Source organism: Bradyrhizobium sp. cf659, from assembly GCF_900113725.1.
Lineage (GTDB): Bacteria > Pseudomonadota > Alphaproteobacteria > Rhizobiales > Xanthobacteraceae > Bradyrhizobium.
On the sequence record NZ_FOQJ01000007.1, the window covers coordinates 262914 to 285140 of the forward strand.

23 protein-coding genes are annotated in these 22227 nt (G+C 64.9%); 9 read left to right on the top strand and 14 right to left on the bottom strand.

Annotated features, from left to right (window positions below):
* Positions 1–4: 4 nt before the first annotated feature.
* Both BM118_RS26970 and BM118_RS26975 read left to right on the top strand, forming a co-directional pair.
* Positions 5–1174, top strand: a complete 1170-nt coding sequence (locus tag BM118_RS26970; RefSeq protein ID WP_092188985.1) for an efflux RND transporter periplasmic adaptor subunit — start codon at positions 5–7, stop codon at positions 1172–1174.
* 3 nt (positions 1175–1177) lie between these two features.
* Positions 1178–4426, top strand: coding sequence for an efflux RND transporter permease subunit (locus BM118_RS26975; protein ID WP_092188987.1), 3249 nt, complete (start codon positions 1178–1180; stop codon positions 4424–4426).
* A 51-nt stretch (positions 4427–4477) separates the two neighbouring features.
* On the opposite strand, the gene BM118_RS26980 is transcribed toward BM118_RS26975, so the two are convergent.
* The 5 genes from BM118_RS26980 to BM118_RS27000 all read right to left on the bottom strand — a co-directional run bounded on the left by BM118_RS26980 (position 4478) and on the right by BM118_RS27000 (position 8931).
* Positions 4478–5254: an amino acid ABC transporter ATP-binding protein gene (locus BM118_RS26980; RefSeq protein ID WP_092188989.1), complete on the bottom strand. Its 777-nt coding sequence runs from the start codon at positions 5252–5254 to the stop codon at positions 4478–4480.
* Between the two features lie 30 nt (positions 5255–5284).
* A complete protein-coding gene (locus BM118_RS26985; RefSeq protein WP_092188991.1) occupies positions 5285–5980 on the bottom strand; it encodes an amino acid ABC transporter permease in 696 nt (231 codons plus the stop codon).
* Positions 5977–6771 (bottom strand): amino acid ABC transporter permease, encoded by a 795-nt coding sequence (locus BM118_RS26990; RefSeq protein ID WP_092188993.1) that lies wholly within the window; start codon positions 6769–6771, stop codon positions 5977–5979. Before BM118_RS26990 ends, BM118_RS26985 begins: the two co-directional genes overlap by 4 nt.
* Before the next feature lie 71 nt (positions 6772–6842).
* Positions 6843–7751, bottom strand: coding sequence for an amino acid ABC transporter substrate-binding protein (locus tag BM118_RS26995; protein WP_092188995.1), 909 nt, complete (start codon positions 7749–7751; stop codon positions 6843–6845).
* Between the two features lie 19 nt (positions 7752–7770).
* Positions 7771–8931 carry an aminotransferase class V-fold PLP-dependent enzyme gene (locus BM118_RS27000; protein ID WP_177234724.1) on the bottom strand — a complete coding sequence of 387 codons (1161 nt, stop codon included), beginning with the start codon at positions 8929–8931 and terminating at the stop codon, positions 7771–7773.
* Positions 8932–9112: 181 nt separating this feature from the next.
* On the opposite strand from BM118_RS27000, the gene BM118_RS27005 reads away from it, so the two are divergent.
* Entirely contained in the window at positions 9113–9904 is a 792-nt protein-coding gene (locus BM118_RS27005) for an IclR family transcriptional regulator (RefSeq protein WP_092188999.1), read from the top strand.
* A gap of 36 nt (positions 9905–9940) precedes the next feature.
* Here the strand turns inward: BM118_RS27005 and BM118_RS27010 are convergent, their stop codons facing one another.
* Complete coding sequence (locus BM118_RS27010; RefSeq protein ID WP_177234725.1) at positions 9941–10828, bottom strand: DUF1259 domain-containing protein; 888 nt, start codon at positions 10826–10828, stop codon at positions 9941–9943.
* 37 nt (positions 10829–10865) lie between these two features.
* Positions 10866–11099 carry a hypothetical protein gene (locus BM118_RS27015; protein WP_177234726.1) on the bottom strand — a complete coding sequence of 78 codons (234 nt, stop codon included), beginning with the start codon at positions 11097–11099 and terminating at the stop codon, positions 10866–10868.
* A 498-nt stretch (positions 11100–11597) separates the two neighbouring features.
* Here BM118_RS27015 and BM118_RS27020 point away from each other — a divergent pair, with 498 nt between their 5' ends.
* On the top strand, positions 11598–12677 hold the full coding sequence (locus BM118_RS27020; RefSeq protein ID WP_143099530.1) for a Cj0069 family protein: 1080 nt from the start codon (positions 11598–11600) through the stop codon (positions 12675–12677).
* 21 nt (positions 12678–12698) lie between these two features.
* Here the strand turns inward: BM118_RS27020 and BM118_RS27025 are convergent, their stop codons facing one another.
* From BM118_RS27025 to BM118_RS42430, 5 genes are all read right to left on the bottom strand, one after another.
* On the bottom strand, positions 12699–13880 hold the full coding sequence (locus BM118_RS27025) for an MFS transporter (protein WP_092189007.1): 1182 nt from the start codon (positions 13878–13880) through the stop codon (positions 12699–12701).
* Between the two features lie 28 nt (positions 13881–13908).
* The gene (locus BM118_RS27030; protein ID WP_092189010.1) at positions 13909–15129 is read right to left on the bottom strand and encodes an MFS transporter; all 1221 of its coding nucleotides are present in this window, start codon (positions 15127–15129) and stop codon (positions 13909–13911) included.
* Positions 15126–16496 (bottom strand): NAD(P)-binding domain-containing protein, encoded by a 1371-nt coding sequence (locus BM118_RS27035; RefSeq protein ID WP_092189012.1) that lies wholly within the window; start codon positions 16494–16496, stop codon positions 15126–15128. Before BM118_RS27035 ends, BM118_RS27030 begins: the two co-directional genes overlap by 4 nt.
* A gap of 47 nt (positions 16497–16543) precedes the next feature.
* Positions 16544–16861: an ArsR/SmtB family transcription factor gene (locus BM118_RS27040; protein WP_092189175.1), complete on the bottom strand. Its 318-nt coding sequence runs from the start codon at positions 16859–16861 to the stop codon at positions 16544–16546.
* A gap of 92 nt (positions 16862–16953) precedes the next feature.
* Positions 16954–17154 carry a GDCCVxC domain-containing (seleno)protein gene (locus BM118_RS42430; RefSeq protein WP_092189015.1) on the bottom strand — a complete coding sequence of 67 codons (201 nt, stop codon included), beginning with the start codon at positions 17152–17154 and terminating at the stop codon, positions 16954–16956.
* A 123-nt stretch (positions 17155–17277) separates the two neighbouring features.
* Between BM118_RS42430 and BM118_RS27050 the strand changes: the two genes are divergently transcribed.
* From BM118_RS27050 to arsC, 4 genes are read left to right on the top strand one after another with little or no spacing between them, the layout of a single operon-like run.
* Complete coding sequence (locus BM118_RS27050; RefSeq protein ID WP_092189017.1) at positions 17278–17640, top strand: ArsR/SmtB family transcription factor; 363 nt, start codon at positions 17278–17280, stop codon at positions 17638–17640.
* Positions 17633–18160 carry an arsenate reductase ArsC gene (locus tag BM118_RS27055; protein ID WP_092189019.1) on the top strand — a complete coding sequence of 176 codons (528 nt, stop codon included), beginning with the start codon at positions 17633–17635 and terminating at the stop codon, positions 18158–18160. Before BM118_RS27050 ends, BM118_RS27055 begins: the two co-directional genes overlap by 8 nt.
* On the top strand, positions 18160–18861 hold the full coding sequence (locus tag BM118_RS27060; RefSeq protein WP_092189021.1) for an aquaporin: 702 nt from the start codon (positions 18160–18162) through the stop codon (positions 18859–18861). The genes BM118_RS27055 and BM118_RS27060 overlap by 1 nt, the downstream gene beginning before the upstream one ends.
* Positions 18858–19259 (top strand): arsenate reductase (glutaredoxin), encoded by a 402-nt coding sequence (gene arsC / locus BM118_RS27065; protein ID WP_092189023.1) that lies wholly within the window; start codon positions 18858–18860, stop codon positions 19257–19259. The genes BM118_RS27060 and arsC overlap by 4 nt, the downstream gene beginning before the upstream one ends.
* Before the next feature lie 30 nt (positions 19260–19289).
* Here the strand turns inward: arsC and BM118_RS27070 are convergent, their stop codons facing one another.
* Positions 19290–20117 (bottom strand): MBL fold metallo-hydrolase, encoded by an 828-nt coding sequence (locus BM118_RS27070; protein ID WP_177234727.1) that lies wholly within the window; start codon positions 20115–20117, stop codon positions 19290–19292.
* Positions 20118–20210: 93 nt separating this feature from the next.
* Here BM118_RS27070 and BM118_RS27075 point away from each other — a divergent pair, with 93 nt between their 5' ends.
* Positions 20211–21083 carry a LysR family transcriptional regulator gene (locus BM118_RS27075; RefSeq protein ID WP_092189027.1) on the top strand — a complete coding sequence of 291 codons (873 nt, stop codon included), beginning with the start codon at positions 20211–20213 and terminating at the stop codon, positions 21081–21083.
* Between the two features lie 88 nt (positions 21084–21171).
* On the opposite strand, the gene BM118_RS27080 is transcribed toward BM118_RS27075, so the two are convergent.
* Complete coding sequence (locus BM118_RS27080; RefSeq protein WP_092189029.1) at positions 21172–22137, bottom strand: tripartite tricarboxylate transporter substrate-binding protein; 966 nt, start codon at positions 22135–22137, stop codon at positions 21172–21174.
* Positions 22138–22227 lie beyond the last annotated feature (90 nt).

Genomic DNA, 22227 nt, shown 5'->3' on the forward strand with positions numbered 1-22227 from the left:
TGCGATGTTTCCCGCCAATCGTGCGGCCGCCGCGATCCTCTCGGCCCTGTTCGGCATCACGGGCGTTACCCCGCAGGCCTTCGCGCAGTCCACGCCCGCGAAGCCCGATACCAAGCCGGCCGTGATCGTCATGGACGACGAGCGGATCAAGCTTGCCGAGATCGAGCTGCGGGAGGCGGGCCCTGCCCCCATCGCCAGACGGTTGACGGTGCCCGGCACGATCGTGCCCGATGCGGGACGAGTCGCCCATGTCTCGGTCAAGCTGTCCGGCACGGTCGCCGAATTGCGCAAGAACATCGGAGACGACGTCGTCAAGGACGAAATTCTCGGCGTTCTCGAAAGCCGCGAAGTCGCCGACGCCAAGAGCGAATACCTCTCGGCAAGGCTGTCCAACGAACTACAGCAGGACCTGACGGCGCGCGACAAGTCGTTGTGGGAAGGCCGCGCGGTTCCCGAACAGCAATACATCAAATCGCGCAATGCGGCGGCCCAGACCGAAATGCGCTTCGGCATCGCGCGCCAGAAGCTGATGGCGCTTGGAGTCACCGACAGCGAGATCGCGGGCTTGCCGCAGGCTCCCGATGGGACGCTGCGCAGCCAGAACATCCGCGCACCGATCTCGGGGCGCGTCGCCGAACGCAAGGTCGAATCCGGCACGGCTGTGGGCCGCGATAGCCTCGAAACGGAGCTGTTCGTCCTCGTTGACTTGAGCCGCGTGTGGGTCGAGCTGGCTGTGTCCTCGACCGACCTGCCGCTGGTGAAGGAAGGCCAGTCGGTCGACATCGCGCTGAGGGGCCTCTTGGAGACCGGAGCCGGCAAGATCGTGTTCGTCAGTCCCCTGCTCGACAAGGAAACGCGCTCTGCTCGCGTCGTGGCTTCCCTGCCCAATCCCGACGGCCGCTGGCGACCGGGTTCATTCGTGACTGCCGGCATTGCGGTCGAGCGCCGCGACGTGGCCGTCGCCGTTCCGTTCTCCGCCGTCCAGACCGTCGATGGCCGAAAGGCGGTGTTCGTCCGCACCAAGGACGGTTTCGAAAAGCGCAACGTCGTGCCGGGGCGGCGCGACGGCAACGTCATCGAAATTGTTTCGGGACTTTCCGCCGGCGAGACCGTTGCCAGCTCGAACACTTTCTCCCTCAAGGCTGAGCTCTCCAAGCCCGGCGACGAGGACTGAGCGATGATCGAACGGATTGTCGAATTCTCTGTCCGGCGGCGATGGCTGGTTCTGCTGGCGACCCTCGTCCTTGCCGCGACCGGATTCTGGTCGCTGACGCGCCTTCCCATCGACGCCGTGCCCGATGTCACCAACGTCCAGGTCCAGATCAACGCGACCGCGCCGGCGCTGACACCTGTCGAGATCGAGAAGCAGGTGACCGTCGCGCTCGAAACGGCGCTCGCCGGCATGCCGGGGCTCGAGGCGACGCGCTCGTTCTCGCGCAACGGCTTTGCGCAGATCACGGCGGTGTTCGCCGACCGCACCAACATCTATTTTGCGCGGCAGCTCGTCACCGAACGTCTGAACGAAGCCAAGGCGAGTCTGCCTCCCGGCGTCGATGTCCGGATGGGACCAGTCTCGACAGGCCTCGGCGAAATCTACTGGTGGGCCGTCGAGTATGAGAAGCCCGGCGCGTCCGCGCCGGTTCGCGATGGACGTCCGGGATGGCAGAGCGACGGCAGCTATCTCACGCCGGAAGGCGAGCGGCTGACCGACGATTTCCAGCGCACCGTTTACCTGCGCACGGTGCAGGACTGGATCGTCCGGCCACAGATGAAGACCGTTCCCGGCGTCGCCGGCGCGGACGCGATCGGCGGCTTCGTCAAGCAATTCCAGGTGCAGCCGGACCCGGCAAGGCTGGTCGGCTACGGCCTCACCTTCAAGCAGGTCGTCGATGCCATCGAAGCGAATAATGCCAGCCGCGGGGCGAACTACATCGAGCAGAACGGCGAAGGCCTCGTCGTGCGAGCCGCCGGCCGCGTCGAAAATCTGGATGACATCGAGCAGATCGTCGTGACGACGCGCGGTGGGGTTCCCGTTCGGATCCGGGACCTTGCCGAGGTTTCGATCGGAAAGGAATTGCGCACCGGCAGCGCGAGCGTCGACGGCCGCGAGGTGGTGCTCGGCACCGCCCTGATGCTGATCGGCGGCAACAGCCGGACCGTAGCCGCGGCAGCCGACGCCAAGATCAAGGACATCGGCAAGACCCTGCCGCCGGGCATTTTTGCCCGCACCGTCCTCAACCGGACACAGCTTGTCGATGCCACGATCCATACCGTTGCGAAGAATCTCGCCGAAGGCGCGCTGCTCGTCATCGCCGTGCTGTTCCTGCTGCTCGGCAACTTCCGCGCCGCGCTCGTCACGGCCTGCGTCATTCCCATCACCATGCTCGTCACTGCAACGGGGATGCTGGAGGGGCGCATCAGCGCCAACCTGATGAGCCTTGGTGCGCTTGACTTCGGCCTGATCGTCGACGGTGCCGTCATCATCGCCGAGAACAGCCTGCGTCATCTCGCCGAGCGCCAGCGCGAACTCGGCCGCGTGCTGTCGCTGGACGAGCGCCTCGACACCGTGAAGGTCTCAACGTCGGAGATGATCCGCCCATCGGTCTACGGCCAGATCATCATCATCCTGGTTTACACGCCGTTGCTCGCCTTCGCCGGCGTCGAGGGCAAGACCTTCGAACCCATGGCCTTGACGGTGATGATCGCGTTGGCCGTGGCCTTCGTCATCTCGCTTACTTTCGTGCCAGCCGCCGTGGCCATCTCGGTCGGCGGCCTGGTCAACGAGCGCGAGAACGTCCTCGTCCGGACGTTGAAGCGCTGGTACGCGCCGCTGCTCTCGGGTGCGATCGCGCGACCCGTGCCCATCGTTGCCATTGCGGTCCTGCTCTCCGTCGGCGCCGCGCTATTGTTCACGCGCCTTGGCCAGGAGTTCACGCCGACGCTGGACGAGAAGAACATCGTCATGGAAGTGAAACGCGTCCCGAGCACCGCGCTGGCGCAGTCGCAGGCCATGCAGCTGCTGATCGAGCGCCAGATCAGCAAGCTTCCCGAGGTCGCCTTCGTGTTCTCGCGCACCGGCACGCCCGATCTCGCCGCCGATCCGATGCCGCCGAACGCGTCGGATACCTATATCATCGTCAAGGCGCAGGACGAATGGCCCGATCCCGCCATGACGAAGGATGATTTGATCAAGAAGATCGAGGCCGAGGCCGGAAAGCTGCCGGGGAACAAGGTGGGATTCTCGCAGCCGATCGAGATGCGGTTCAATGAGTTGATTGCGGGCGTCCGCGCGGATCTGGCCGTCAAGGTGTTCGGCGACGATTTTGCCCTGATGCAGCGGACCGCAGACCAGATCGCCGACGTGGTTCGCAAGATCGACGGCGCCGAGAGCGTGAAGGTCGAGGAGACCTCCGGTCTCCCCTTCCTCGAGATCAAGATCGACAAAACCGAGATCGCGCGGCGCGGGCTCAGCCTGGCCGCCGTGCAGGACCTGATGCAGACGGCCATCGGCGGCGCGGATGCCGGCCTCGTCTTCGAGGGCGACCGCCGCTTCAAGATCGTGGTGCGCCTCGCCGACCCCTTGCGGAACGACATTCCGACGCTGGAGGAACTTCCCGTCCCCCTCCCCCGCGCGAACCCCGACGCCCCGGCCGCCTCGATTCCGCTGCGGACCATCGCCTCGTTCGAGCAGACCACCGGCTATAACCAGATCAGCCGCGAGAACGGCAAGCGGCGCGTCGTCGCCACCGCCGAGGTCCGCGGCCGCGACATCGGCTCGCTGGTGGCCGAAGCGCAGACCAAGGTCACCGAGCAAGTGAGACTACCGCCCGGCAGCTATCTCGCCTGGGGCGGCCAGTTCGAGAACTTTGCCGTCGCCCGGCAGCGGCTGGTGTTCGTGGTCCCCGCGGTCTTCGCCCTGATCTACCTGCTGCTGTTCGGAGCGCTCGGCTCGGTGCGCGATGCATTGCTCGTCTTCAGTGCCGTACCGCTCGCGCTCACCGGCGGGATCGCGGCCCTATGGCTGCGCGGCATGCCATTCTCGATCTCCGCGGCCGTTGGCTTCATCGCGCTCTCGGGCGTCGCCGTCCTGAACGGGCTCGTGATGCTGACGCAGATCCGCAAGCTGATCGCCGAAGGCATGGAGCCGAAGCGCGCCATCGGCGAAGGCGCCTTGACGCGCTTCCGTCCCGTCGCGATGACTGCGCTCGTCGCCTCGCTCGGCTTCGTGCCGATGGCGCTCGCGACCGGCACCGGCGCCGAGGTGCAGAAGCCGCTTGCAACCGTGGTGATCGGTGGCCTCCTCACGGCAACGCTGCTCACGCTCGTCGTACTGCCCGCGCTCTACGCACGCTTTGCCGTTCCGCGCAGGCCGACGAGGCGCAGGGATGCGTCCCCGGCTCTCGTTCACGACCGCGCCGCGGAGTAGCGGCCATGCTGGCCGTCATCGACCACCTCCATCCAAATGGCCGTAAGTGCCTTAGTGGATGATCTGGCCGAGAAAATCCCTCGCCCGCTCCGTCCTCGGCGCGCGGAAGAAGATCTCTGGATCGGCTTCCTCGACGATGGACCCGCGGTCCATGAAGACCACCCGGTCGGCGACTTCGCGGGCAAAGCCCATCTCGTGCGTGACGCAGACCATCGTCATGCCGTCCCGCGCGAGCTCCACCATGGTGTCGAGCACCTCCTTGACCATCTCCGGATCGAGCGCGGAGGTCGGCTCGTCGAACAGCATGATCTTCGGCTGCATGCAGAGGGCGCGCGCGATGGCCACGCGCTGCTGCTGGCCACCGGAGAGCTGTCCCGGATATTTGTTCGCCTGATCGTGGATACGCACCTTGCGCAATACACCGATCGCACGCTCATGCGCCTCCGCGCGGGAGAGGCCACGCACCTTCATCGGCGCCAGCATGCAGTTCTCGACGACGGAGAGATGCGGAAACAGATTGAAGCTCTGGAACACCATGCCCACCTCGCGGCGGACGCTGTTGATATCGGCCATTCGGTCCGTCAGCTCGACGCCATCGACGACGATGCGGCCGGCATCATGCTTTTCGATATGGTTGATGCAACGGATCAGCGTCGACTTGCCCGAGCCCGAGGGACCGCACAGGACGATCTTCTCGCCGGTCGTGACGCTGAGATTGATGTCATTCAGGGCCGTGAAATGTCCGAACCGCTTCACGAGGCCCTCCACGGCGACGATGGCCTGACATCGGCTCATCTCATCCACGGCGATCTCCTGAACCATCTTCATCTCCCAAAACAGCGTGTCTCGTGCGATTCCCTAGCGGCGTGCTCCGGCGATCGCATAGCGCTTGCGCAGCAACGCAACGCCTTGCGATGCCGCCGAACTGATGGCGAGGTAGACCACGACGACCACGAGATACATCTCGACGAGACGGCCGTTGAGCTGCGCAAGCTTCGAGGCCGCGCCGAGCAGGTCGGTCAGCGACAGCACGTAGACCAGCGACGTGTCCTGGAACAGGATGATGGTCTGGCTCAGGATGATCGGGCTCGCCACGTGGAGCACCTGCGGCAGGATCACGCTCCGATAGGTCTCGAAGGTGGACAAGGCGAGCGCCTGGCACGCCTCGAACTGCCCCCGGTTCACGGCGCGCAATCCGACGCGAATGATCTCGGAATAGTAGGCCGCTTCGAACAGACCAAAGGTGATGAAGGCCGTCCAGGTGGCGCCGATCGGAATCGGGCGACCGTTGCCGGCGAGATGACCAAGTACGATCGGCACCAGGAAGAAGAACCAGAACAGGACGAGGATCAGCGGAATCGAGCGGATCAGGGCGATGTAGCCGCGCACGACCTTGCCGATCACGGGCACTTCGAAGTGCTGCAACAGCGCAAAGCAGGTGCCCAGGATCATGCCGACCACGAAGGCTACCGCGGTGAGTGCGAGCGAAAACAGCAATCCGGACCAGAGATAGGGCCACGCCTGCAGAACAATCGAGAAATCGAGGCTGCTCATTTCACGACCTCCATCCCTGGGGGCAACGAGCTGGTGTGCTGGACGTCGTCCGCCAGGCTCGGTTCGATCGCATCCTCCGCCCGCGCGGTGCCGGGGATGCGCACGGCCCTGTCGATCAGCGCCATCGCCTGGTAGGCGATCAGCGCCAGCGCGAGATAGATCAAGGTCGCGGCGCCGAAAGCCGTAAAGGTCTGGAACGTCGCCTCGCTGATCTGGCGCGCCTGCGCCGTGAGCTCCATCAGCCCGATCGTCAGTGCGACCGAGGTGTTCTTGTAGATGCCCATCACCTCGCTGGTCAGGCTCGGCACGATCAAACGCAGCGCCTGCGGCACGATGATATGGCGGTAGGTCAGATAGCCGGTGAGCCCGAGTGCGCTCGCCGCCTCGATCTGCCCTCTCGGCAGGGCCTCGATCCCGGCCCGAACCTGTTCGGCGATCCGGGCCGCGGTGTAGAGGCCGAGGCACACCAGCGCCGGCAAGAATGAACCCCAGGGCGGCGGAATCTGCTTGATGGCGTTTCCGAGCGTGACGGGAAGAATCTCCGGCAGGACGAAGTACCAGAGAAACATCTGCGCCAGGACGGGGATGTTGCGGAAGATTTCAACATACAGGCGCGCAAGCGCAGCAATGGCCCGGTTCTGCACCGTGCGGCCGATCCCGACGACGATCCCGATCGCAAAGGCAATGCACCAGCCGAAGAAGGCCAGCGCCAGGGTCCAGCCGAGGCCCGACAGAAGCCAGTCGATATAGCGCTGGCCATCCGCCGTCTGTTCAAGAAGCACTGCGAACATGGCGAACCTCGAGGCTCCGGATGCGAGAGAGGATCAGCGTGCGGACAAAATTCCCCGGTATGATGCTCCGATTAATCGACCGCGTCGCTCGGATGAGCGATCCGGTCCCTGAGTTCGTCCGTCAGCGGGAAAGCGAGGTTTTCGCCCTTGGGCGGAATCGCCCGGGTGAACCACTTCGCATAGGTCTTTTCGAACTGACCCGACGCCATCTGCTTCGACAGAACGTCGTCGACGAGCGCCTTGAAGCCGGCATCGCCCTTGGTGAACATCAGGCCATAATAGATCTTGGCATAGCCCTCGGGGAGAAAGATCAGCGCATCCAGTTTGGGCGCTGCGGCCTTGAGGCCGGCAAGAAGGATATCGTCCTCCATGAAGGCGGCCGCGCGGCCGGTATTCAGCATCAGGAAGGATTCCGCGTGGTCTTTCGCCTGGACGATGTTGAAGCCGAGCTGCGCCTTGGCATTCACGCCCTGCGCGAAGCCGACGGCATTGGAGCCCTGGGTCACGACGATCGTCTTGCCCTTGAGGTCACCGGCCACCTTCACGCCGCTGTCCGCCTTGACCAGCCAGCGCGGCTGGCTGACGAAAGTGGCGACCGAGAACGAGACCTGCTCCTGCCGCTTCCTGTCGTTTGCCGTGCCACCGCACTCGATGTCGACGGTGCCGCTTTGTATGAGCGGGATCCGGTTGGACGAGTTCACCGGCGTGTAATTGACGGCGAGATTGGGCAGGTTGAGCTCCGTCTTGACGCGCTCGACAATTGCAGCGCAGAGGTCCAGCGAAAACCCGATCGGCTTTTGATCGGGACCGAGATACGAGAACGGAATGGAGGCCTCGCGGTGGCCGATGGTGATGGCACCGCTCGACTTGATCTTGGCGAGCGTGGGACTGTCGGCCGCGATCGACGGTCCAGCGAGGATGCCGACGGCCGCAAGGCCGGACAGAACGCCCAATACACGCGCAAAACTCGTCATGTGCATCTCCCCTCTGAAGAACAGCCTAGGCGGCCCTGGACGACGGCTTCACGCCGCGCCGCTTGATGATTTCGATCAGGCGATCGACATCGGCGAAAATGTTGAACATCCCGAATGACACGCGAATGCCATCGCGCTCCGGCGACACGCGGATGCCATTCTGCTCGAAATGACCGAGCCATTCGGCCGCAGGAAGCGCGATGACGTAGATGTGCGGCGCGCGGTGCTGCCGATCGCGGGGACCGACGAGGCGAACGTCCAGCGCGTCGAGCCCCGCGATGAGATGATCGCCGAGATCGAGACAATGGTTCTGAATGTTCTGCACGCCCAGCGCTTCGATCATGTCGAGGGAGGCACCGAGCGCATGGATCGCCGGAAGATTGAAGTTGCCGAGCTCGAAGCGGCGCGCGCTCGGGGCGAGCTCGAGCGTGTCGGGCCGGGCGATGAGATCGGCCGGAACTTCCGCAAGGCTGGCGGCAGCGAGATAGGCGGGCTCGAGCTCGATCCTCGATTTGTCCCAATACAGGAGCCCAAGCCCCTGCGGCACGAGCAATCCCTTGTGGCTGCCCGATCCGATAAAGGTCGCGCGCATGGCTTTCGCATCGATCGGCACGACGCCGATCGCCTGCATCACGTCGACGACGAAATAGAGCCCCTTCTCGTGGCAGAGGGCGCCGATGCTTTCGATATCGAAGCGATGGCCGGCGTGGAAGGTCACCTGCGACATCGAGACCGCCCGCGTGCTCGCATCGATGTACGGACGAAGGCTTTCGGCGTTCACGACCTCCGTCATCGGCACGAATTCAACCGTCACGCCCTTGCGCTGCAGATTGAGGAACGCATAGGCGTTGTTCGGATGATCGCCGTGGATCATCAGGACCTTGTCGCCGGCGCGCAGGGGCAGCGCGTTGGCGGCGATGTTCATGCTTTCCGAGGTATTCTTGGTGAAGGCGATCTCATCGGCCGATGCGCCGAGAAACCGGGCCAGCTTCTCGCGGGTCTGCTCGACGCGGTCGAGCCACACGCTCTTCGGGCCGGCCGTCTCAAAGCCCTCGCTGAGGAAGAGATCGATCGCCGCCTTGACCGGGCGCGCGAGCGGCGTCTGGAAGCCGGAGTCGAGATAGGTGATGCGCTCGACAGCCGGAAACTCCTTCCGCACGGCATCGACGTCGTAATGGCGAGACATCCCACTCTCCCGATGAGCGCACCCGGCAGGGCCGCGGCTGCACTGCACAAGTCCTGATCACCTTTCGGCGACGCCAACGATATGAGCAATCCAGCGAAGTGGCCAAGAGTAATTTTCATATTTCAATAGTATTTATTCCGAAAAATGATAATTGGATAGAACGCCAATCGAAGACGGGCAGATGCAGCAAACCAATTCCGACGGACCACTCGACCGGGCATTCGCCATCGTTGGCCATGTCGCGGGTCAAGTCAGAGCTGTCTCGGTCGCGGAAATCGCCAATGCGCTCGCTCTCCCGCTGCCCACCGCGCATCGTCTCATCGGGAATCTGGAGCAGCGCGGGCTTCTCCAGAAAGCCCTGGGCACGAAGCGCTACGTGGTTGGCAACCAACTGGTCACGCTGTCGGCCAAAGTTATCGGCGCGGCTTTCCGGACCGCGCGCCGGCACGCCGTGCTCCGCGCAGTCGCGGCTGAAATCGGCGAGCAATGCGAGATCGGCGTCGTCCGGGACAATGTCGTTGCCTATGTCGACAGCGTCCGCGTGTCGCAACCGCAGGGGCTTCAATTCAATCCGGGCGAAGCGGCACCGCTCCACTGCACATCGACCGGCAAGATCTACATGAGCCGATTGCCGGAACGAGCGCGCGAGAAGCTGTGCCGCGCACTCGCTCTCACCAAATATACCGAGACAACCATCGTCGACGTCGAAAGCTTGATGAAGGTCCTCGACGAGACCCGCAAACGCGGCTGGGCCAAAACCAACGAAGAATATGTGCGGGGGGTCGTCGGCTGCGCCGTTCCCATCCTGTCTCAGGATCGCGAACTGATCGCGTGCCTCGGCGTCTCCGTTCCCGTGGCACGCGTGAGTTTCGTCGAGCTGGACCGGTTCATAGCCCCACTGCAGAAAGCCGCTGCGCTGCTATCGGAGACAATCCTCCAGGCCGACGAGGACGGCGCAAGCGATGCATCCTGATCCGTCTCGCGCGGTCCAGTCTGGCTTCGTTCCAGATCAGATCCTGGTACTGGCCGTCTTGTCGAGCGCGGCACGCACGCCGTTGGCGAGCTTGATCGCGTCGTCGTTCGCCCAGAAGTGCATGAAGAAGAGCCGCGGCTGCTCGTCCAGCATGTGGCTATGAAGCGCCGTGACGGCGATGCCATGGGACCGGAGCGCCACGATCACGGGATTCACCTCGTCGCCGGTCAGCACGAAGTCGCCGGTGATGGCCGCCTTGCCGCCGCCGGTCGGCTGGAAGTTGACACCGGTTGCGACGCCCATGGGCCCGACGGGACTTAACTGCACTCCTTGCTCGGTAATCGGATCGCGGCGGGGAACGTTGAACTGATAGACGCCGCCGTTGGCCTGCCCCTTGACGCCGATGATCTGATCGAGCTTGGCGGTGTCGAGATCAACGGCAGGCGGAGGGACCGCCGGAGCCGGCGCCGACATAGGCGTCTTGCTCTCGGCAAGCGCGGTCTTGATGGCGGTCGCGATCTTGAGCGGATCACCGTGCCCGGCCACATGCATGTAGAATGTCGCCGGGATCGCGCCGAGCAGATGGTTGTGAACAGCCGTGATCTCCAGCCCGCTCTCGATCATCTTCTGCATGACCGGGTTGATTTCCGATTCGAGCAGCACCAGATCGCCCATTGCCATGACCCCGCCATGCGCGGGCTTGAACGCGACCCAGCCGCCCAGCGCCAGCGAGGGCTTGATGGTGACGCCGTCGAGAGTCACCGTGAGGTCGGTGCGTGGAAAACCATAACGATGCACGTCGCCGGTGACGGCCGGCTTTCGGCCCAGCGCATCATCGAGCTTCTGCCAGTCGACATCCTGCGCGTGAGCGGTCGCGATGAAGCATGCACCGATGCCCATCAGCAGCAAAATTGTCCTTCGCATTGATCTGCTCCCTCGAGCGAAATCCGGTTTCCGGAGTTCAGTTCTGCTCCTTGATCTGGCCGGCACCGTCGACGAGGAGCCGCACCGGCTTGCCGTTCTTGACCGCCTTAGCAGTCGTCCCCTCCGCGGTCGACTTGATCTCGCCGACCTGCGTGTAGCCAGCCGCCTGGATCCTGGCGATCAACTCATCTTGAGTCAGCGCGCGTGTGGTCGATGTGCCGGCTGCGATCGCCAGAAACAGGACGGTGTGAAGGATTGTCCGTGTTCGCATGGTCGTTCTCCCGGTCATGTCCCGCCCCAGGTGAAGTCCGCTTTTGCGACGCTGCCCTTCTAAATGGCGCAGACCGAGAGGTCGCGCCCCCGGCGCAAGTCCGCCGGGACGCCCTTGTCGGTATGCGCGCCGACAAGCTCCGGCGCGCCGCGCTGGAGCGATGAACCGAAACGATTTGTCGGATGAATTCGGGGGTAAGGTGACATGCGGCGCCCTTGGTGAAGATCAGGACGCGATTCTTGGGCATGACGCCTCACGGGGAGATCGCACATCCCCGTTGCCGGAAATAGAAAACCCGGAACGCCAGGCTGTCAACCTGCGCGTCGCGCGAAATCGCCGCGCTGGCCCCGGGAGGCGTTCGCCCTTCGCATGGAACCGCGCAACCGTCTTGAAAGCCGACGACGATCTCACGTAAGGTCGTGCGCGTGGGGGCAATGCAGACCCCCCATGAGACTTCGGTCCAAGCTCTGCGCAGCACGCACTTCGTGGAGCTTGCGCATGGACACCGAACAACACCTTCCTCTCCGATCCACCGTTGCCATCCTCTCACGCGGCGATGCCGCCGCGCGGGCGGATGCCACACCGCAGAACAGCCGCTTCGTCCGCATCTTCGAGGCACTCGCCGCCGTCGGCATCGAAGCCCGGCCGGTCATCTACGACGAAACCTTTGCCGACGCCGTCCGCAATCAATTGCTTGCGGTCGACGGCGTGCTCGTCTGGGTCGACCCGATCCATCAAGGCAAGACGCGCGCTGATCTCGATCCCCTGCTCCGCGACGTCGCAGCGCGAGGGCCATGGGTGAGCGCGCACCCGGACGTCATCCTGAAGATGGGCGTCAAGGAGGTCCTCTACAGAACGCGCCATTTGGGCTGGGGCGCCGACACGCATCGCTACGACACGGCCGCAAGCTTCCGCGCCGAGTTTCCGTCGCGCCTCCAGACGGACGGACCGCGCGTGCTGAAACAAAATCGTGGCAATGGAGGCCAAGGCGTCTGGAAAGTGGAGGCCCTAGCAGAGGCCGGCGCCATGGTTCGCGTGCTCCATGCAACGCGCGGCAGCCTGCCGGAGGACATGCCGCTCGATGCCTTCATTGCACGCTGCGAACCCTATTTCGGCTGGGGCAGCTGCATCATCGATCAGGCGTTTCAACCGCGCCTGCCCGACGGGATGATCCGCTGCTACATGAGCGGCGCCAAAGTCGCGGGCTTTGGCCGGCAACGGATCAAGGCCTTGATCCCGCCGCCGCCGGAAGGCCCCGATGCACCCGAGGCGCAGCCCGGCCCGCGCATCATGCACGGCCCCGATGCTCCGCCGTTCCAGGCGCTGCGAAGATCGATGGAGGACGAATGGACGCCGCAGATGATGGCCACGCTCGGCATCGATGAATCCTCGCTGCCGGTGATCTGGGACGCGGACTTCCTCTACGGACCTCGCGACGCGGCGGGCGCTGACACATACGTCCTGTGCGAAATCAACGCGAGTTCCTGTTTTGCGATCCCCGAAGAGGCACCGGCGGCGATTGCGCGGACGGTGAAGCACCGCCTTCGGCAGAGGCAAACGGCCGGTTCCGGCAGATGAGACACCCGGGAGCGCGCAGCGTCATCTCGCGCTGCGGCTCGGGGACTGCCGCACGCGTGCCCACAGCAGCGCCAGCGGCCCCAGCGCGATGCCGACGGCGAGGACGGTGAACGCCAGCAGCCAGCCGGTCGCACTCTGCGGGCCGCCGGCCGCGTCGAGCGCAGCGCCGGTCCCCCACGCGCCAACCGCCGACAGGCCGAAACCGACCGTCGAGTGCAAGGCGAGCGTCGCGCCGCGATGTTCGGGTATGGCGGCGGCCGACATGCCCGCGGTCAACGCGCCGGAATCGGCCGGCACGGTCAGGCCATAGACGAGCAGCAGCAGTGCGAGCACCCATGCCGGGGCCGTCGCGTTGAGGCCAATGATCAGCGCGACGCAAGCCGACGCGATCATCACGATCGTGATCGCCCGATGGCGGCCGAATTTCAGCGCGGCCTCGTTGCCAAGGATGCTCGCGGGCATCGAGATCACCGCGAAGCAGAAGCTCAACACGACGGGGCTCAACCACGCAGGCGCGCTTTGATGGGCGACGACGAAGGTCCAGAACCCCACCAGCCAGGTGCGGATGCCGTAGAGCTCGAAGCAGTGCGCACCATAGCCGAGGATGTATCCGAGCGCCTCGCGGTTGGCGAAGACGGGTGCGAAGTTCAGCAGACGCCCGGCCTTCGGCACGGGTCGCCGCTCGTCGATCAGGAGACACGCGCCGACCATTGCGACCGGACCGAAGCCGGTCACAACGAAAGCAGTCCGCCAACCCCACCTGTCGGCGATCAGTTGCGCCACCAGGAACGAGAGGCCGACACCAACCGAGAAGCTCGACGTGTACAGCGTGACGGCCCGCGAGGTGTCGCCTGCGGGAAGCCGGTCGGTCAGGGCCTTCAGGCCGGGCATGTAGGCGCCCGCAAATCCCAGTCCGGCAAGAGACCAGATCGCCGTGCCCGACCAGAACCCTTGCGCGAAGATGCCGAACGCCGCGGTGGCGCGCCCGCTGACGATCGAGCCCCAGAGCAGGACGAGCCGCGCATCGATCCGGTCGGTCAGCGTCGTCAGCACGGGCACTGCGAGCATGTAGCCGAACGCATAGCCGCTCGCCATCAGGCCGCCTTCGGCCGCGGAGAGTCCCCACGCCGGCATCAGGTGCTGCGCCAGGTTCGCGGACAGCGTCACATGCGGCAGCAGATTGCCGACCTGGCCGATGCACATCACCGCAATCAGAGAGCGGCCGCCGAGCTTACGAATTTTGTCCTCCCGCCTGGAGGGGCGCCGATGTTGCCGGGCCTGCACGAAGGAGCAGAAGCGCAGAGAACGCGGAGACCGAGGCGAGCGCGCTGATCCACAGCGCACCGCGGCCGATGTGCTCCACCATCAGCCCCAGTGCCAACGGCGCGGCGGCACCCGTTAGCCGGGACGGGAGCGAAATCATGCCGACACGTTTCCCAAATCCAACCGGTCCAAACAGCACCAACGGCAGCGTGCCACGCGCGATCGTAATGATCCCGTTGCCCGCACCGTAGAGCACGGCGTAGACCGGCGCAAAGAACGAGCCACCTGCGATCAGCGCGACAACACCGATCGGATTCATGAGGGTGGCGAGCCGTGCCGAAAGAAGCGGATGAAACCGGCCGAGCCACCCCGCTTCGAGCAGACGCGCGCCGACCTGGGCAGGACCGACCAATGTTCCTGCGAGCAAAGCCTGGGCCGGCGTCGCGCCGAACGCCACCAGCATCGAAGGCAGGATTGCCGAAACTCCCGAGCTGACGAAGCTTGCCGCCGCGAACATGTAGGCCAGCACGCCCATCGCAAAGGTCTCGCTCTGGCGCTCGGACTGTGAGCTCGCGCCGGCCTCCGGTCGAGACACCTGATCGGGTGGCGCGGCACGCGGCAACGAAAGATTGAGCGGCAAGGCGAGGCAAACGTGGATGAGCGCCCATATCTGGCAGGCCGCACGCCAGCCGTACTCGGCATCCAGCCAGGTCGTGAGCGGCCAGCCAACGGTGCTCGCAAAGCCGGCGATCAAGGTGATGCCCGTGATCGCCTTTCGAGCGCCCGTGCCGTAGATGCGGGCAAGCGTCGCAAAGGCCGCTTCGTAAAGACCCATGCCCATGCCAATCCCGAGCACCATCCACCCTGCGATCAGCAACGCCGCGCCATGGGCAGCGGACAGCAACAGCAAGCCTGCTGCAAAGACGGCGTTCGAGATCGCGAGCAGGCTGCGCCCGCCAAACCCATCGATCGCATGGCCGACACGCGGACCAAGAAGCCCGGAGATGACGAGTGCCCCCGAGAGCGCGGCGAACACGTAGGTCGGTGCAAGATCGAGATCCCGCGCGATCGGAGCGGCCAGAACGGCTGGAAGATAATAGCTCGACGCCCACGCAATGGTTTGCGTGGTGCCGAGACCAATTACGACAGCAAGCGAGCCGGTAGCATGGCCTGCAACAACTTGCCTCATGAACAACCACAACCTGAGGCACCGGCCTTCTTGGCCGTTTCGTCGGCGGCGCAGCAGGCCGATGGTTCTTCCTTCGCCGGCCCGCCGCAGCATCCCGACGCGGCGGCAGCGGTCTCGAGGCCGCCGCGCGTACAGACGCCGGTCTCGGGCAGCACAAGCTCGACTCTCGCCGCGGCGCGCTTGTCGCCGGCGATATCGGCCACGATCGAGCGGACCTGCTCATAGCCCGTCATCATGAGGAAGGTCGGGGCCCTGCCATACGATTTCATGCCGGCCAGGTAGAAACCCGGCTCATCATGCGCGAGCTCGCGGGCGCCGTGCGGACGCACCGTGCCGCAGCTATGCTCGTTGGGATCGATCAGCGGCGCCAGGGCGACCGGCGCCTCGATGGCAGGATCGAGCCGCAGGCGCAGCTCGGACAGGAACGAGAAGTCGGGACGGAAACCCGTCGACACGATCAGTTCGTCCACGATCACGTTTCGCGCACCACCCCACGAGCCGGCGGTCACCTTGAGCCGGCCTTCGAACTCGGCAAGGTGCGTGACGCCGAATTCGGTCTCGATCCTGATCTTCCCGGCGGCAACGAGCGCAGCGAAGGCGGTGCCGAGCTCGCCGCGTGCGGCCAGCTTGTCGTTGCGGCCGCCGCCGAAAGCCTTGGCAGGATCGGCGCCGCGCAAGAGCCAGACGGGTTGCGTACCCGGCACCTCGTCCGCGAGATGCACGAGATCGATCAGCGTGCCCACGGCAGAATGACCGGCGCCCAGGACAGCAACGGTCTTCCCGGCATATCTGGAACGAGCGGCGCCTCGCACATCCGGCATGCCGTAGGCGACGCGGTCAGCGCTCTCGGGCTCGCCGATCGCCGGCAAGCCGTTGCAGCCGGCCGGATTGGGGGAGAACCAGGTGCCTGACGTATCGATCACGGCGTCGGCGCGCAGGACTTCGGGACCCCTGCCGTTCTGGTAGCGGATCTCGAACGGCGCCTGCTCGCGTCCCCTGGTCCTGGCCTTGTCGAAGCCGACGCGGCTGATCGCCGAGACGCGGCTGGAGATGCGGATCGCCTCACGCAGCGGCGTTCGCGTCGCAAGTGGCGTAAGATATCGATCGAGCAGCTCGCCGCCGGTCGGATAGGATTGGGGATCCGGCGAATTCCACCCCGTCGGCGCGAGCAGACGCGCGGCGGCCTTGTCGACATTGTATTCCCATGGCGAGAACAGCTGCACGTGCTGCCACTGGCGGATCGCATGTCCAGCCTCCGGCCCGGCCTCCAGCACGACGGGCGACATGCCGCGCTCCAGCACATGCGCGGCCGCAGCGAGGCCGACGGGCCCTGCCCCGACGATGGCTACCGTCTTCCCGTCACCCATCTTGTCATCCCATATTTCTAGAATTTTCGAATAACTGCGCAAAAAAATCAGGCCGCCGTCCGCGTACCCTTGCATCCGGCTTCGTCCGCACAGCACTCCGCCGCCAGGAAATCGACCAGGCCGCGCATCAAGTCGTAGTTCGCATGACAGACCAGGGTCGTGGATTCGCGGACCTGGCTGATGAGCCCGACCGCGACCAGAGACTTGATGTGATGCGACAGCGTCGAGGCCGGAATCTTCAGCTTGTCCTGCAAGCGGCCGACCGGCATGCCCGATCGTCCGGCCCGGACCAGGGCCCGATAGATCTGAAGCCGTGTCCGGTTACCCAGGGCTTCCAGGCGTGCTGCTGCGTCGTCGATCTTCATGGCCAGCATATTGCGCGCGCCCGGCTCTCGCTGTCAACTGTACTTCTAGAATATTCGAAATAACAAGCATGCCTTTGGGGCTTGGGCCGGCTTCAACAGCACTTTCCGTTCTGCTGAACCGGCGGACAGGGAACTGATCCGTAGGAACAATAGACGCAGCAATCGCCGTTCTTGGGCTTCAGCCGGGTCCCGCACCCCTTGCAATCGTAGAAGAACTGACAGGCATCCGTCGGCATGGTTTCGACCGACGCGTGCTGGCAGACCGGACACGTGATAATCGATTGCGTTTGCATCGCGGCTCCCCGTTCGCAACGTCGAGACGGATCTCTCATCATACTACGGCAAATACTACGGCAAACGCAGCACGTTCCGAAACCTGATTGACGGCCGGATGTCATTTCTATAAGTCTGGACATATGGAAACCGAAGAAGCCGTTCTCGCCCTCGCGGCCCTGTCCCAATCGACTCGTCTGGAAGCCTTCCGGACGCTGGTCAGACACGAGCCCGACGGCCTTGCGGCCGGCGACCTCGCGCGCCAATTGGAAGTGCCACCGAACACGCTTTCGGCCCATCTGACGATTCTGACGCGCGCGCGTCTTGTGACGTCAGAGCGACACAGCCGCTCGATCGTCTATCGCGCCAACCTCGCCGAATTTCGGGACGTTGCGGTTTTCCTGCTTCGCGATTGCTGCGGCGGGCGACCGGAAGTTTGCGAGCCGGTCGTCGAAAGCCTTCAAGCCTGCTGCTCTCCAAAGCGAAAGGGGAAAGTCCGTGCCTGACCAGGTGTACAATGTCCTGTTCTTGTGCACCGGCAATTCGGCGCGCTCGATCCTCGCCGAGTCGATCCTTCGCAAGGACGGAGCCGGCCGCTTCCAGTCCTTCTCCGCCGGCAGCACCCCCAAAGGCACGGTGCATCCACTGGCGCTGCGCACGCTCGAGAGCATGGACTATCCCGCCGACGGGATGCGCTCGAAGAGCTGGCTGGAGTTCGCCGCTCCCGATGCGCCGGTGATGGATTTCGTCTTCACCGTTTGTGACAATGCGGCCGGCGAAGCCTGCCCCATCTGGCCGGGACAGCCGATGACCGCGCACTGGGGTATCGAAGACCCCGCCTCTGCCGAAGGCACCGATCTGGAGAAGCAGGCGCAGTTCGTCACCGCGTTCCGCTACCTCAAGAATCGGATCGACACCTTCGTGAGCCTTCCGCTCAGGAGTATCGACAAGCTCTCCCTCGGCACGAAGCTGCGCGAGATCGGCCGCTCCGAGGGCGCAACACGGTCAACGCCGAAGGCCGGCTGATGGACAATTTCGACCTCTCGCGGCGCCTGACCGCCGAAGCGCTCGGCACCGGCATTCTCGTCGCCACCGTCGTCGGGTCCGGCATCATGGCCGAGACGCTGACCAAGGACGTCGCTCTTGCGCTTCTCTGCAACACCTTGCCGACCGGGGCCATTCTCGTTGTCCTGATCACCGTGCTTGGTCCGATCTCCGGCGCGCATCTCAATCCGGCGGTGACGCTGGTCTTCGCCGGCAAGCGCGAGCTGCCGGCGAACGAAGCCGCGCTTTATATCATCGCGCAGATCGCCGGCGGCGCCATCGGAACGATCGCAGCGCACCTGATGTTCGCGCATCCCTTGATCGACCTGTCGATGAAGGTGCGGACCGGCGGAGCGCAGTGGTTCGCGGAAGCGGTGGCCGCTTTCGGACTGGTCGCCACCATCCTCGCCGGCATCCGCTTTCAGCGCGCGGCCGTTCCCTGGCTGGTCGGCCTCTACATCACGGCCGCATATTGGTTCACCGCATCGACGTCGTTTGCAAATCCCGCGGTCGCAATTGCGCGGTCGCTGACGAACACCTTTTCCGGCATTCGGCCCGTCGATCTTCCCGGGTTCATTCTCGCGGAGCTCGGCGGGGCGATCGCCGGCATGCTGCTGATGAACTGGCTGCTCGGGCGCGCCGAGGTGCGCAGCCCGGTTGCCGTTGCGGAGACCCGATCATGAGCGTCACGATCCATCACAATCCGGATTGCGGAACCTCGCGCAACACGCTCGCCATGATCCGGCAGAGCGGTGTCGAGCCTACCGTCATCGAATATCTCAAGACGCCGCCGTCGCGCGAAACGCTCAAGCAACTGATCGCGGCGATGGGACTATCGGTCCGCGCATTGCTGCGCGAGAAGGGTACGCCCTACAAGAAGCTCGGCCTCGCCGACCCCAAATGGACGGACGACGAGCTGCTCGATTTCATGATGGCGCATCCCATTCTCATCAACCGTCCGATCGTGGTGACGCCGAAGGGCACACGACTGTGCCGGCCCTCCGAAGCCGTCGTCGATCTCCTGGACAATCCCGTCGGCCGGTTCGTGAAGGAGGATGGCGAAGTGGTTGAAGCCCGATAGCTCGCATCGTCCCCTGAGCCGCAGCTCATCCTAATGCGTCCCGCACCGGCAGTTCTCGTAGTCGACGGGATCATGGCTGTTGACGATCCTCACGCGGCCGCCGTGGTCGAGCTTAAGCGCGCGCAGCCGCGCCTGGTTGGCGATCCGTTGCTTGCGGTCCATGTCGGCGCGGCGCTGGAAATAGCCGAGCACCAGCGGCATGCGCGGGGATGCCGCGAGCTGGCCGTGATGGAAATAGCTGTCGCCGGCATGCAGCAGCCATGTGTCGCCCGACCGGACCGCGATGCCGCAATGGCCGAGCGTATGGCCGGCGAGCGGGATCATCAGGATGTCCGCTTCCCTGTCGCCGAGCGCGCGCACGCCCCTGAAACCGAACCAGTCTTCGCCGGCTTCGCCATAGAACGTCCAGCTCGGTCCATGGCTCCACTGCCCGGTGACATAGCGCCCTTCCGGCGGCGCCGGCTTGCGCTGCACCGCCATGTCGTATTCGGCGCGATGGACGTGGATCGCGGCATGGGGAAAGTCGGGCACGCCGCCGGCGTGATCGCGATCGAGATGGGTCAGCAGCACGTGGCGCACGTCAGCGGGCGAATAGCCGAGCGCCTTCACCTGCTCGACCGCCGTCTCGGACGGATCGAGCCGTGGCGCGGTCTGGCGCAGCCAGCGCCGTCCGAGCCGGTCAGGGGCTGCGATATCGCCAAGCCCGATGCCGGTATCGACCAGGGCAAGCCCGTCCCGCGTTTCGATCAGCAGGCAGTGGCAGACCATGCGGGCGCGCTGGAACAGGCCGCCGGTGCCGTTCACCAGGCGGCGGCCCATCGGGCACATCGTGCCGGTGTTGAGATGGTGGATTTTCATGGAAGCCCTCGCCCGTTGTGACCAGGGCGTTCTTGCCATCGCCAGATCCATAGGTAAAATATTGAATATTGATCATATCTCTAGGCATATCCTATGGACATCCGCGAGCTTCGCTACTTCGCCGCCGTCTATCGCGCGCGCAACCTGACCGCCGCGGCGCGTGCCTGCTTCGTATCGCAGCCATCGATCTCCACCGCGATCACCAATCTGGAGGCCGAGCTCGGCACCACGCTTTTCATCCGGCACAAGAAGGGCGTCGCGCCCACCGCCTCGGCCGAGCAGTTTCACGCGCTGGCCCGCCGCATCATCGACGAGACCGACGCCGCGCGCAGCCTGTTCAGGAAGCCGGCGACCAGGGCCACGCTGACGCTCGGCCTGATGCGCACGCTCGACGTGCCCAGGACGATCGCGCTGCTGAAGCCGCTGACGGCGCGCAGCGACATCGCGCTGCGCCTCGTCGGCAGCGACGAGCGCGCCGATGCGCGGATCATCTCGAAAAACATGCTGCGCGCGGACGAGCATTTCGTCGCGCTGTGGAGCGAGCGCTATGTCGCCGCCTTGCCGCCGTCGCATCCGCTGACGCTGAAGGACAGGCTCCGGACCGCCGATCTCGCCGCTGCTGCTATGATCGACCGCTGCCATTGCGAGCAAAGCGAATTCTTCGGCCGCGCCGCGCAGCGGCGCCAGACCGCGGCGATCGCGCAATCGGAGGACTGGGCCATGGCGCTGGTCGCCGCCGGCGTCGGCATCGCCATCGTCCCGGAGGGCGTGGCGAAGGGCAATCCAGATGTCGTCGTGCGCGAGATCGAGGTCAAGGTCAGGCGCGAGGTCGGGCTCGCCTATCGCGCGTCAGTGCCGCTGGCGGACGCGCTGAAGGACTTTGTCGCAAAGCTCAGGAAGCAGCGCAGCCCGGATCGAACCGAGCGCCGGCCTGGCGCGCGCAAAACGCCTGGCACGGCACGCTGACCGCGCGGGGCGAACTCCGACAGGCCCGGTGATCGCGATTGCCGCGGCCGGGGCCATCCTCCTCCGTCCCTTCGCAAGCCGTAACGGCTCAGTCTGCAAACTGGCCGGCCGCCTTGATGATCGGAGCCCAGCGATCGATCTCGCTCGTCAGCACCGCCGCCAGAGCTTCCGGCGTCGCCTTGTCCTGCGCGACCGGTTCGGTGTTGATGTCATTGAACCGCGCGATCAGCGTGGGATCCTTGAGGGCCGCCTGGAGCGCCGCTGCCAGCTTCTGAACGATCGCCGGCGGTGCGCCCTTGGGGGCATAGATACCGTGCCAGACGCCGAGCTCGAAATCCTTGAGGCCCGCCTCGTCGGCGGTCGGCAGATCGGGCAGGCTCTTCAGCCGCTCCCTGGTGGTGACCGCATAGGCCTTGACCTGCTTGGACGTGATCGGGCCGGTGGTGTTCGTCGCCTGATCGCAGGTGAGATCGATCTGTTTGCCGAGAAGATCGTTCATGATGGGGCCGTTGCCCTTGTAGGGCACCGTGGTGAGCTGCTTCTGGATCGCGGCCATGAACAGCATGCCGCAGAGATGCGATGCCGCTCCGAGCCCGGCATTGGCGTAGGTCAATTTGTCGCCCTGCTGTTGGGCGTAGGCGACCAATTCCTTCAGCGTCCCGGCCGGAAAATCCGGGCGCGCGATGATGGTCATCGGCGCATTGGTCACGAGCCCGATCGGCGCAAAGGCGGTCTTCGTGTCGTAGTTCAGGTTGCGGTACAGCGTGGCGGCGGTCGACAGGCCGACGTGATGGATCAGCAGCGTGTATCCGTCGGGCTGGGCGCGCGAGGCGCGGGTCGTGGCGATGGTGCCGCCGGCGCCGGGAGCGTTCTCGACGACGATCTGCTGACCAAGCGATTTCGACATGCCCGCCGCGGTCAGGCGCGCGATGGTGTCGGTCGGTCCGCCGGCGGCGAATGGCACCAGCATGGTGATCGGCCGGGCCGGATAGTCCTGGGCGACCGCTGAGCCAAGCGGCAGAAGCAGAGCTGACAGGATGGCGATGAGACGCATGTTTTCCTCCGGTTCTCGTTCGCTCCATATGAGCGCATTTTCAGCACCGCGACCATCAGGAAAGCAACGCGATCAAGCGTACCGCGACCG